The organism is Bradyrhizobium sp. TM239, from assembly GCF_036247985.1.
GTDB lineage: Bacteria > Pseudomonadota > Alphaproteobacteria > Rhizobiales > Xanthobacteraceae > Bradyrhizobium > Bradyrhizobium ottawaense.
On sequence record NZ_BTIR01000011.1, the window covers coordinates 585800 to 597123 of the forward strand.

An 11324-nucleotide genomic window follows, 5' to 3' on the forward strand; every position below is an offset into this window, starting at 1 on the left:
TCCTCTGTTCAGGGAGTGTCTATGCCCAGGCGCGCGGCTTCTATGTCCCGCGCTTCCCGATGGTGCTCCATCCAAGGTCGCCAGTCGCGCGAGCGAGGGCTCGATAGCAGTTTTCGGCGTGCTTCACAACGATCAGATCGGGCCGAAACCGCGCGTTTACAGCGGAAGTTCCGGTTCGCGCCGGGCGTTGCGGCGGGCATTGGTGACGGTCGGCGATGCCGTGGAGCGGACAAAGCTCCAGCGGATCGAGGGCGCCTGCCGCGCGTCCTGCCGGATCACGATCTGGGCGGTGCGGCGCGGCCCGTCATTGCCGGCCAGGAACACGCTGTCCTCGAGGTCGACCTTGTCGTCGAGCGCCTCGAAGGTCCAGACATCGCGGTTCGGCAGCACCAGCATGACGCCGCGCGCATCCGACAGCCGGCTCGCCTTCACCGCCGGATGCAGATGGAAGCGCAGCGCGAAATCGGCATCCGCGCCCTTGAAGCGTCCGCCCTGCGGCGGCGACAGCGTGTCCTCGCCGTCGATGCGCGCGCCGTCATTGGCGATCATCAGCACGCGGCGGTGGATCGCGCCGAATTTGGCGAGATAGCCGTCATGCGAGGTCGTGAGCAGCGTGCCGTTCTGCACGATCTCGCGATAGCTCTCGACCTCGACCGGCCCGCTGGTAACAGGCGAGCCGTGCAAGAGCCGCTTCATCGCCGACATCTCCACGAACTGGCATGACGAGGTGTCGTGATAGGTCAGCGTCGAATGCGCCGCCGTGCCGCGAGCGAACGGCCGCCAATTGTCGCGGCCCGTGGTCGGCATGCCGCAATTGGTGACGATGCGGCTGATGCCGGAGGACAGTTCGAACGACAGGCAGCCGGCATGGGCGTCGTGACTGACGCCGGCCGGCGGCGGCGGGCCGGTGTCGATGATCACAGTGGTCTGGCCGGCATCGAGGCGCTGAAAGCCGGTATGCGGCATGTTCGCCATCGGCGCGCCGTGGGTGTCGTCATAGGCGAGCAGCGTGGCGAGCAGGTCCGAGGACGTCGCGCTCATGCCGTTGAACAGCGCGAAATTGCCGTCGCCGTGCCGGAAGAAGCGCAGCATCGGCATCATGCGGTCGATCGCGTTGAGCAGCGCCGGCGGTGGCGCGATGTTGCGCGCAGCAAAGGTCTGCCGCAGCGGCAGCAGGTCGATCAGGAGTTCGATCAGCGCGCCGGGATTGCGCGAGATGTGTCCGCCGTCGGGCAGGATCTGCCGCTGCAATTCGTCCGAAAGCTTTTTCGAAGCGCTGCGAATCTGGCCCGCCTGGTTGGCGAGGCACAGCGCCGCGTAGCACAGCGCGATCAGCACCTGGAGCTTCGGCACCCCGTCGGGAATGTTGACCATGGTGTAGCGCAGGAAGCGGATCTCGCGCGCGAGCGCGCGCAGGTAACGGCGGTAGAACTTGTTGTCGGTCTCGCCCAGCACCAGCGGTGCCTGCGACAGCAGCGAGATCACGCGCCGGGCCAGCACATCGGCGCGGCGCGCGACCGGGCGGCGCTTGTTGGCGGGGTTGGCGATCCAGTCCTCGATCAGCGCGCGCGCATTCGCCCGTGTCAGCGCAGTGTCGGCGGCGCGCAAATGGCGCAGCCAGCCGAAGCCGAGCAGCGCAACCTCCCAATCCTCCGACGGCGGATCGAGATCGAAGATCGAACGGCCGTGGCAATTGACGATCTTGCCGGCGAAGACGAAGCGGCCGGCATAGATTTCGGCGGCGCGAGTGGCATCCGCGGTGCGCAGATCGTGCGGCGCGATGATCAGCCGATCGGTGCGGCCGGGCCAGACCCGCGATAGCGCAACGGAACCGCCGCTCGCGCGCGCGAGCATGTTCCGCGCGAAGCGGTTCATGACCAGCGTCGAGATACGTCTGCGTTGAGCGACCGACACGCTTTGCCTTGAAGGGGGAGAGGATTCCGACGAATCCCTATTAATCCCAAAATCGGACGTCTGACACCACCTTGAACGTGTGCGAATCAGCGTCGCGGTCGCAAAATCCGGTGCAAAATCAGGATTTAACGAGCCGGGTCGCGAAAAATCCGTCGAGCCCGCCGAGCTTGGGATCGGCGTTCGGCAGATGGCTGGGCAGGGTACGCAGATCGCCGTCCCCTGTGATGATTTCGTCCAGGCCCGCGACCTCCGCGGCCTCGATCGGGACGCGGCGAAGCGCAGGCTCGTTCGCCAGCAGCGTTGCCACGGCCTGCTCGCCCTCTTCGGGTTCCAGCGAGCAGGTGCAGTAGACCAGCGTGCCGCCCGGCTTGAGCAACGACACCGATTTTCGCAGCAGTCGCTGCTGGAGCACGGTCATGGCGGTGACATCGGATTCCTGCCGCAGCCATGCCACATCGGGATGACGGCGGATCGTGCCGGTCGATGTGCAGGGCGCATCGATCAAAATACCGTCGAAGCCTTCGGCAGGGCCGGCCCATTCCACGGCGTCAGCGACGACGGTCTCGGCCTGGAGCGACAGCCGCGCCAGGTTTTCACGCAGCCGCGTCACCCGGGCCGGCGAGCGGTCGATCGCCGTGACATGCGCGCCGGCATGCGCCAGTTGTGCGGTCTTGCCGCCGGGGGCGGCGCAGAGATCGGCAATGGACTTGCCCTTGACGTCGCCGAACAGCCGGGCCGGCAGCGCGGCGGCGGCGTCCTGCACCCACCATTGTCCCTCGGCGAAGCCGGGCAGCATGGTCACCGAGCCGTGCAGCAGCATCCGCACCGTTCCGGTCGGAAGCGTCTCGCCGTGCAGGCGGCTCGCCCATTGCGCGGCATCGGACTTCACGGTGAGATCGAGCGAGGGTTCGTGGCCGAGTGCGAGCGCCATCTCCCTTGCGGTTGCTTCGCCATAATGCGCGCTCCAGCGCGCGAGCAGCCATGGCGGCAGGTCCAGCGATTGCGCGGCGACCTCTTCGACCAGCGCCGTACCCTCGCGCGCGCAGCGGCGCAGCACGGCATTGACGAGGCCGGCATAGCGCGCGGCGCGCCGGTCGGATTGCACCAGGCGAACGGAGAGGTCGACGGCCGCGTGGTCCGGCACGTCCATCCAGAGGATCTGTGCCGCGCCGATCAGAAGCGCACTCTGCGCGCGCGGTGCTTCGGAGGGGATGCCCTTGTCGAGCAGGCGGGACAGCACATGGCCGAGCGTGCCGAGCCGGCGCAGCACGGTGGCGACCAGGCGCCGCATCAGCGCGCGGTCGCGGTCGGCCAGCGTCTTCAATCCGGGATGGGCGCCGCTGCCGTCGAGTTGGTCGTCGAGCGTACGGTGCTTGTGCAGCACGCCGTCGACGATGTCGGCGGCGATCCGTCGCGCCGCGAGACCGGGCACTTCGGACGGAGGGGCAAAACGTTGAGATGGCATGCGGAAGCAAGGTTCTGAGCGAGCGGCAGTTCCGCCGCAATGGGCGCATGCCTTGAGAAGGTGATCTCTGGCACGCGAATATGCCAAATGTAAGAATCGCTTCCGGCTTTTTCAGCCCTTCCGGGCCGATTTCAGGAATGCGTTATTGGACATCGCGTTGCGGCTCGTCCTGCGCTAGAAAGCCTGGCGATGAGTGACCAGCCTCCCGTTCCCGACCGCAAGCAGCTCACGCCGGCAGCCCAGCGCGCGCTGGCCGAAGCCGAGGCGCGCCGGCAGGCCGCGGCCGTGCAGGCCCAAGAGGCCGGCAAGGCGGCGCCGAAGGAGTTGCAGGGGCCCAAGGGACCCGAGCCGACCCGCTACGGCGACTGGGAGCGCAAGGGCATCGCCTCCGACTTCTGAGCGATCGCCGGTCCGGGAAGGCGTCCACTCCCGCCACTACAGATAGTGATTGTCCCTGAGATAACGGATGATGCGCTCGCAGGCCGCGTCGCTCGACAGGTCCGACGTGTCGATGGTGATCTCCGGCGCCTGCGGCATCTCGTAGGGCTGATCGATGCCGGTGAACCCCGGCAGCTCTCCCGCCCGTGCCTTGCGATAGAGCCCCTTGGGATCGCGATGCTCGCATTCGGCGAGCGGGGTCGCGACATGGATCTCGATGAACTCGCCTGCCTCGACCCGCTGGCGCGCCAGCTCGCGCTCGCTGCGGAATGGTGAGATCAACGCGACCAGCGCGATCATGCCGGCATCGACGAACAGTGCGGCGATTTCCGCGGCGCGCCGGACGTTCTCCGCCCTGTCCGCATTGGAAAAGCCGAGGTCGCGGTTGATGCCGTGGCGGAGATTGTCGCCGTCGAGCAGCGCGGCGTGGCGTCCGAGTTCGGCAAGCCTGCGGTCGACGAGATCGGCGATCGTCGATTTACCCGCCCCGCTCAGGCCTGTGAACCAGAGCACGCAGGGGCGCTGCTGCTTCAACCGCGCCCGCACCGATTTGTCGACGGCAAGCCGCTGCCAATGAATATTGGTGGCGCGGCGGAGCGAAAGGTCGATCATTCCCGCGGCGGCGGTGCGGTGGCTGATCGGATCGACGAGAATGAAGCTGCCCATGTCGCGGTCGTCGCGATAGGCCTCGAACACCAGCGCCCGGTCGAGGCTGAGATGGGCGTAGCCGATCTGGTTGGCGTCGAGCGTGGCGGCGTCTTCATGCGCCATGGTGTCGATGGCGATGCGGTGCTTGAGCGTCGTGATCACCGCGCCGGTCGAGGCCGCGCCGCATTTGAGCAGATAGCGCCGGCCCGCGACCATGGCCTCGTCATCGAACCAGACGAGGTGAGCGGCAAGCTGATCCGAGACCTGCGGCGCGGGCCCCGCCGTCAGCACGTCGCCGCGACTGACGTCGATCTCGTCGGTCAATGTGAGCGTGACCGATTCGCCCGCCGCCGCCCGATCGCGCTCGCCGCCGGGCGTGAGAATGCGCGCGACGCGCGTGTGGCGGCCTGATGGTTGCACGGCGATGGTCTCGCCGGTCGTGATCGTTCCGCTGGCGATCCGCCCGCAGAAGCCGCGAAACTCCGCATGCGGCCGGTTGACCCATTGCACCGGCAGCCGGAACGGCCGCTGCGAGACATCCCCGGAAACATCGACCGATTCCAGATAGGCCGTGACGGTCGGCCCAGTGTACCAGGGCATCCGCGCGCTGGCGGCGACGATGTTGTCGCCGTCGGGCGCCACGACCGGAATGCACTGGACCTGCGAGATCCCGAGCTGCCCGGCCATGGTCAGATATTCGGCAGTGATCGCCGCAAAGCGATCCCCGTCGAATCCGATCAGGTCCATCTTGTTCACGGCGAGCACGACGTGACGGATACCCAGCAGCGACAGGATGTGGCTGTGGCGCCGCGTCTGCGTGATCACACCCTTGCGGGCATCGACCAGCACCACGGCGAGATCGGCGTTGGAGGCGCCGGTCGCCATGTTGCGGGTGTACTGCGCATGTCCCGGCGTGTCGGCGACGATGAAGCGGCGCAGCTTGGTGGCGAAGAAGCGGTAGGCGACGTCGATCGTGATGCCCTGCTCGCGCTCGGCCTGCAAGCCGTCGACCAGCAGCGCGAAATCGAAATCGCCGCCGGTGGTGCCGACCGTCCGGCTCTCGGACGCCAGCGCGTCGAGCTGGTCGTCGAGCAGCGTCTTGGAATCGTAGAGCAGCCGGCCGACCAGCGTGCTCTTGCCGTCGTCGACGCTGCCGCAGGTGACGAAACGCAGCGTCGGACGGTCGTCCTGATCCAGCCGCGGCGCATCGGCGGCCGCGATCGTGGGGGCCTCGTGATAGGACATCAGAAGTAGCCTTCCGCTTTCTTGCGCTCCATCGATGCGGGACTGTCCCGGTCGATCATGCGTCCCTGCCGCTCGGAGGTGCGCGAGGCCATCATCTCGCGCACGATCTCGGGCAGCGTCGCCGCGGTCGAGACCGTGGCGCCGCTGAGCGGATAGCAGCCCAGGGTGCGAAACCTGACGGAGCGCCATCGCGGCTCTTCGCCTGCATGCAGCGGCATCCGTTCGTCGTCCACCATGATCAGCGCGCCGTCGCGCTCGACCACCGGGCGCGAGGCGGCCAGATAGAGCGGAACGATCGGGATGTCCTCGAGCAGGATGTAGTCCCAGACGTCGAGCTCGGTCCAGTTCGACAGCGGAAACACCCGCATGCTCTCGCCGGGCGCGAGCATCGTGTTGTACAGGCTCCACAGCTCGGGCCGCTGGTTCTTCGGATCCCAGCGATGCGCCGTGCTCCGGTGCGAGAACACGCGCTCCTTGGCGCGCGATTTCTCCTCGTCGCGCCGTGCGCCTCCGATCGCGGCGTCGAAGCCGTGGAGGTCCAGCGCCTGTCGCAACGCCTGCGTCTTCATGACGTCGGTGTAGCGGGCCGAGCCGTGGGTGAAGGGGTCGATGCCCTGGCTCAAGCCGTTATTGTTGGTATGGACGATCAGGTCGATGCCGAGTTCGCGCGCGCGGCGGTCGCGAAACGCGATCATCTCGCGGAACTTCCACGTCGTGTCGACGTGCAGCAGCGGAAACGGCGGCTTGCCGGGATGAAAGGCCTTCATCGCCAGATGCAGCAGCACCGAGGAGTCCTTGCCGATCGAATACAGCATGACCGGCTTGCGGAATTCGGCCGCCGTCTCCCGCAGGATGTGGATGCTTTCCGCCTCCAGGCGCCGAAGATGGCCGGCGGCGTGAAGCTGCTCGCCACCGGTTCTTTCAAGGAAGGCGGATTCGGCGCTCGTGGGATTGTCCAGCATGCGGATCACGCGGCCTCAGCGAACCAGTCGCCGAACAGATGCGCCGAAATTGCCGCATTCAGGCCGAGATCGCGGACGCACGCCGCGACCGAAGCTCGATAGGCGTCATTGACGCCGCAGCGCTCCAGGATCTCCAGCTGGGCTTCGCTCACCGAGCCCGTCGCGCGGCGCTGGTAGCGATAGGCGCTATCGGAGGTGTGCAGATTGGGCACCTTGTAGATCGTCGCTTCGCTCGGGAAGATGACGCGCGCGTTGTTTGCCTGCACGCCTCCCGGTTCCCGCCATGACGTCACGGCATTCTCGGTAAAGCTGCTCGAAAGGCCGAGGCGGTCGAACAAGACGCGCACCGACGACAACGCCTCCTTGCTCACCTCGTAGACGTAGTGCGTGACGGGAACGCCTTGTTGCTGGGCGTAACTTGCGACGCGGGCCGCGCTGAGTGCGGCGACGACATAGTGCCGCAGCAATGTATCTTCGGGCGCGCGCGAAATCAGCTTCTCGAGCCATGACGCCAGCGAACTCGCCGGCTCGCGATCGAGCATGATGAGATGCAGACGGTGCCGCGGATAGCCTGCGTCGACCAGGAGCTGCAGCGGATTGAACAAGCTCTCGGCGAGCACGTAGGGCCCGATCGTTTCCTTGCTGAAGATGTGCGGCTCGTCGCTCGCCGAGGGGATGACCCAGGGCGTCAGCGGACGGCCGACGAGCGCTTCGCGCAGGATCGCCTTCAGCGGTTGATAATATGAAGGCATGCCGGTCATGCCGAACAGATTGCTGAGGGCGGTCGATCCGACCCTGGCCTTGCCGCATGCAAAATAGAGCATCGGAAAGTCCTGCGCCGGGCGATGCTGGAAATCCTCGGCGAGGCAGTCCGTCACTTCACGCATCAACGTCGCGAGCGTGACGGCTCTGGTCTGGAATTCGCCCACAGGGGACAGCAGCACGGTGTCGAGGGAACTATGCTGCTGCCGAACGAGGTCGGCCATTCGTTCGAGCGAATCGGCTGAAATTGCATCGATGGTCATGTCGGGGGGGCCCACTGCAGGGAGTTCCACGAGCGATTGCTCGTTGGATCATTTCCAACCTACAGTTGCCGACGCTGCCGGACAATTCCGGGGAATCCCGGAGGCGCTGTCCGTGTGCAACGAGCATCGATGATATGCTCGTCGCCGCTATGCAGTTTCATGCCGCGCGCACGGTGTTGAGGAACTTCTCGACTTCCGTCTTCAAGAGGCTGCTTTCGCCCGACAGTGAGCGCGCCGATGCCAACACCTGCCCCGACGCCGCGCCGGTCGCGCTCGCGCCATGACTGACCTGGGCGATCTTGTCCGCGACTTCGACGGTTCCCTTGGCGGCTTCGCTGACGTTGCGCGCAATCTCGGCCGTCGCCGCACCCTGTTCTTCGATCGTCGCGGCAATGGTCGACGAAATGTCTGAAATGCGGGCGATGGTCGCGCCGATTTCCTTGATCGCTCCGACGGAGTCCTCGGTTGCCGATTGCATGCCGGCAATCTGCGCGCTGATCTCTTCGGTCGCTCGCGCGGTTTGCGCCGCGAGTGCTTTCACCTCGCTCGCCACGACTGCAAAGCCGCGGCCGGATTCGCCGGCGCGCGCCGCCTCGATCGTTGCGTTCAGTGCCAGGAGGTTGGTCTGTTCTGCAATCGCAGTGATCAACTTGACGACGTCGCCAATTCGGCCCGCCGCCTTGAGCAGTTCATTGATCCGGACGTCGGTGCGCTCGGCCTGCCTGACCGCTTCGCTGGCGATGCGGCTGGAATCGTGGACCTGGCGGCCGATCTCGACGACCGAGGTGCTCATTTCCTCGGCGGCGGACGCGACCGCTCCGACATTGGTGGACGCTTCCTCGGAGGCCGCCGCGACCATTCCGGAGAGCTGCTGAGTCTCTTCTGCGGTTCCCGACAACGTACCGGCGGCTGCCTCGAGCTGTTGGGAGGCTGCTGACACGGAGTCGATGATGCCGCCGACCGCGGCTTCGAACACGCCGGCGAGCTGGGCCATCTCTTCCTTGCGCTGCGCAGCCGCAGCGGCTTCCTGATTCTTCTGCTCGGCCTCCATCTGCTCGATACGGATCAGGTTTTCCTTGAAGGTCTGAGCCGCGCGAGCGTTGTCGCCGACTTCATCGCTACGACGCGTGTAGGGAATCTCGATCGCCTTGTTGCCGCCGGCGAGCTGGAGAAGCACGTCGCCGATGCGCCGGATCGGCCGGGCAATGTTCGACACGGAAAAGACGGCGGACCCGATCAAGGTCAGAACGACGAAGACGCCGACGATCAATGCGAAGTTGGCAACGCGGTCCAGTTCGGCCAGCATCTCGCCCTTGCGGCGCGCGGCGAATTCGTTGGCAACGCCGACCAGATCGTCGATCCGTTTGCTGACTTCCAGGGCGGCCGGACGCATACGCTCTGCGAGAATGCTGGCCTTCGTCGACTCTGCCGCAGTCCTGGCGCCGCCAGAGGGGGCGCCAATGACGGTCTTTTGCGCCCCCGCCAGTTCAACGCCACTGGCCAGATACGCATCGACGAATTTCTTGGTCTCACGATAGGCGTCCTGGGTGACCTTGCGGGTCGCCCGGTCGGTCGCCGCGTCGATTTCCGCACCGGCTTCGCCTGCGCGCGCACGGAGACTCTCGAGGAGCTTGTCAACCTCTCCGGCTGACGAGGCGGAACCGATCTCGAGAGCTGCGAGCTGGGCCCGCGCCATCGCCGTCTGCGCCGCTTGCGCATTGCCTTTGTTGAGATAGTTGATCGTGACGAGGCGATTGGATTCGGCAATCGACCGGTTGCCGAGCATCTGGTTGGTCAGCATGCCGCAGACCAGCACGATGCTCACACCCGTCACGACGCCGAGCTTTGTCCCAATGCGAAACCTGAATGACCCCACCGCAATCTCCCTCGCGCTGCCGTATAACAGGTATTCGCAACCAATGATTGAGATTTGGGAAATATTCGCGGATCTCCAGTAGAACTACGGCTGACATATTCGACGATGGAATTTTCCTGCACGCTTGCCAGTGGATCTGGTTCCGCTATGTGCGCGCCCGTGCTTTGAGTTCCCCCCGACTCTGTCCTAGCGTGAGGTCATGCGCTTCCAGGATCGACCCAATGCCTATCGGCCGCAGTTCGGCGGCTCGCCGTTCAGCCGACTCTTCTCCGGCTTATTGCCGTGGATGTTCGTGGTGGGCATCGTGCTGGCGGTCGTGCTCACCTTTCGCCATGGAATGAGCTGGCTTGTTCCGGACACCGATGGCGACCGCACGCGGAATGCCGAGATCGTTCTCGAGCAGGCGGGCCATCCCGATGTTCGCGAGCCGGTCGACGTCATTCGCACCATCGACGGCGACACCTTTCTCGCGCGTGTTCGTCAGCGCGACGGCCGCGATCTCGTCGTGCGTGTTCGGTTGCGCGGCATCGACGCGCCCGAGATGAAAGCGTCCTGCCAGGACGAGCAGGACAAGGCGGAAGCCGCGGCGCGCGCATTGCGCGATCTGCTCGGCCAGGGCGGCGTGACGATCACCAATCTCGGCCCCGACAAATACGGCCGCGTTCTCGCCGACGTCGCGACCCGGCGGACTGCGAGCGTTTCGGCGGCGTTGCTCGCCGGCGGTTTTGCGCGAAGCTACAATGGCGGCCACCGCGACGGCTGGTGCGCCCGCAGCTGGCGCTTCTGGTAACAAAAAAGCCGCGTCCGGGGACGCGGCCTTTTCCTGTCTTGCCTTGATCCCGGCGATCAGCGCGTCACGACCACCGTGGTGCCGACGGAGACGCGGCCATAGAGATCGGTGATGTCGTCGTTGAGCATCCGGATGCAGCCATAGGAGACGAAGCCGCCGATCGAGCCCGGCACGTTGGTGCCGTGGATGGCGTATTCGCCGCCGGCCAGCGTCATCGCCGCAACGCCCATCGGGTTGCGCGGCGAGCCGCCCGGAATCATGTCGGGAATGCTCGGCTTGTCACGCTTGACCTCGGCCGGCGGTGCCCAGGCCGGGTTGCGATATTTCCCGTCGATGCGGGTGGTGCCGGCCCACTGCTTGCCGGACTTGCCGACGCCGACCGGATAGCGCACGGCGTGGCCGTTATCGAGGATGAGATAGAGCCGCCGCTCGCTGGTTTTGACCACGATGGTGCCCGGCGAATAGTCGGCCAGATGCGCCCCCACCATTTCCGGGCGCGCCTGCGCCGCCGTCGACATCAAGACCCCTGCCCCGATGGTGGCGGCCAGTGCCGCCGCAATCCTTATCGACATCGATTTTCCCCTAGCCCGAACGGATCGTCCAAAATTACGCAGCACCGGCAATCGCCAGCTTGCCAAGTCCTTGTCCAAGTCCTTGTTAGGGACATTCTTAACCGCGCCCGTTAACCGGTTGGTTTCCACGCACGGCCGCCAAGGGCCAGCCAGCAGGGGGAACAAAGGAAATGTTCGAAATAAAGTAAATGACCTGAAAACAACACTCGGCGGGAAAGATGCGGCCGCACCGGCACGCGCGCTGACGAGTGCGTGAGGATGTGAACGGCTGTTGTTTACCGGAGGCTCGACGACAAACGCGGTCTCGTGTCCCGGACAAGGCGCGGCGCGTCGCGCCGCGACGCAGAGCCGGGAGGACCCAGTTCTTTGCGCTGGGATGGATGGGCCCC

Annotated in this window: 9 protein-coding genes and 1 riboswitch; of the genes, 2 read left to right on the forward strand and 7 right to left on the reverse strand. The window is 65.8% G+C overall.

Translation table 11 applies throughout. The features are described from left to right. Positions 1-16 precede the first annotated feature (16 nt). Positions 17-98, reverse strand: a riboswitch (ZMP/ZTP riboswitch). Between the two features lie 58 nt (positions 99-156). Both AABA84_RS21145 and AABA84_RS21150 read right to left on the reverse strand, forming a co-directional pair. Then, a complete protein-coding gene (locus tag AABA84_RS21145; RefSeq protein ID WP_212243187.1) occupies positions 157-1875 on the reverse strand; it encodes a heparinase II/III family protein in 1719 nt (572 codons plus the stop codon). A gap of 157 nt (positions 1876-2032) precedes the next feature. Then, on the reverse strand, positions 2033-3379 hold the full coding sequence (locus AABA84_RS21150) for an RsmB/NOP family class I SAM-dependent RNA methyltransferase (protein ID WP_212243185.1): 1347 nt from the start codon (positions 3377-3379) through the stop codon (positions 2033-2035). A 189-nt stretch (positions 3380-3568) separates the two neighbouring features. On the opposite strand from AABA84_RS21150, the gene AABA84_RS21155 reads away from it, so the two are divergent. Next, on the forward strand, positions 3569-3778 hold the full coding sequence (locus AABA84_RS21155) for a DUF1674 domain-containing protein (RefSeq protein WP_338312975.1): 210 nt from the start codon (positions 3569-3571) through the stop codon (positions 3776-3778). Positions 3779-3814: 36 nt separating this feature from the next. On the opposite strand, the gene cysC is transcribed toward AABA84_RS21155, so the two are convergent. The 4 genes from cysC to AABA84_RS21175 all read right to left on the reverse strand — a co-directional run bounded on the left by cysC (position 3815) and on the right by AABA84_RS21175 (position 9393). Beyond that, complete coding sequence (gene cysC, locus AABA84_RS21160) at positions 3815-5710, reverse strand: adenylyl-sulfate kinase (protein ID WP_338312977.1); 1896 nt, start codon at positions 5708-5710, stop codon at positions 3815-3817. Next, a complete protein-coding gene (cysD, locus tag AABA84_RS21165) occupies positions 5710-6672 on the reverse strand; it encodes a sulfate adenylyltransferase subunit CysD (RefSeq protein ID WP_338312979.1) in 963 nt (320 codons plus the stop codon). The genes cysC and cysD overlap by 1 nt, the downstream gene beginning before the upstream one ends. Before the next feature lie 5 nt (positions 6673-6677). Then, positions 6678-7697: a sulfotransferase family protein gene (locus AABA84_RS21170; RefSeq protein WP_338312980.1), complete on the reverse strand. Its 1020-nt coding sequence runs from the start codon at positions 7695-7697 to the stop codon at positions 6678-6680. Between the two features lie 157 nt (positions 7698-7854). Beyond that, positions 7855-9393, reverse strand: a complete 1539-nt coding sequence (locus AABA84_RS21175; RefSeq protein ID WP_246549932.1) for a methyl-accepting chemotaxis protein — start codon at positions 9391-9393, stop codon at positions 7855-7857. Between the two features lie 379 nt (positions 9394-9772). Here AABA84_RS21175 and AABA84_RS21180 point away from each other — a divergent pair, with 379 nt between their 5' ends. Continuing rightward, a complete protein-coding gene (locus AABA84_RS21180; protein ID WP_338312982.1) occupies positions 9773-10363 on the forward strand; it encodes a thermonuclease family protein in 591 nt (196 codons plus the stop codon). 56 nt (positions 10364-10419) lie between these two features. Here the strand turns inward: AABA84_RS21180 and AABA84_RS21185 are convergent, their stop codons facing one another. Next, on the reverse strand, positions 10420-10935 hold the full coding sequence (locus AABA84_RS21185) for a L,D-transpeptidase (protein ID WP_028139328.1): 516 nt from the start codon (positions 10933-10935) through the stop codon (positions 10420-10422). Positions 10936-11324: the final 389 nt, after the last annotated feature.

Coding starts and splice junctions, on each gene's coding strand:
- AABA84_RS21145 (WP_212243187.1), bottom strand. CDS start 1,875: ATGAACCGCTTCGCGCGGAACATGCTCGCGCGCGCGAGCGGCGGTTCC.
- AABA84_RS21150 (WP_212243185.1), bottom strand. CDS start 3,379: ATGCCATCTCAACGTTTTGCCCCTCCGTCCGAAGTGCCCGGTCTCGCG.
- AABA84_RS21155 (WP_338312975.1), top strand. CDS start 3,569: ATGAGTGACCAGCCTCCCGTTCCCGACCGCAAGCAGCTCACGCCGGCA.
- cysC (WP_338312977.1), bottom strand. CDS start 5,710: ATGTCCTATCACGAGGCCCCCACGATCGCGGCCGCCGATGCGCCGCGG.
- cysD (WP_338312979.1), bottom strand. CDS start 6,672: ATGCTGGACAATCCCACGAGCGCCGAATCCGCCTTCCTTGAAAGAACC.
- AABA84_RS21170 (WP_338312980.1), bottom strand. CDS start 7,697: ATGACCATCGATGCAATTTCAGCCGATTCGCTCGAACGAATGGCCGAC.
- AABA84_RS21175 (WP_246549932.1), bottom strand. CDS start 9,393: ATGGCGCGGGCCCAGCTCGCAGCTCTCGAGATCGGTTCCGCCTCGTCA.
- AABA84_RS21180 (WP_338312982.1), top strand. CDS start 9,773: ATGCGCTTCCAGGATCGACCCAATGCCTATCGGCCGCAGTTCGGCGGC.
- AABA84_RS21185 (WP_028139328.1), bottom strand. CDS start 10,935: ATGTCGATAAGGATTGCGGCGGCACTGGCCGCCACCATCGGGGCAGGG.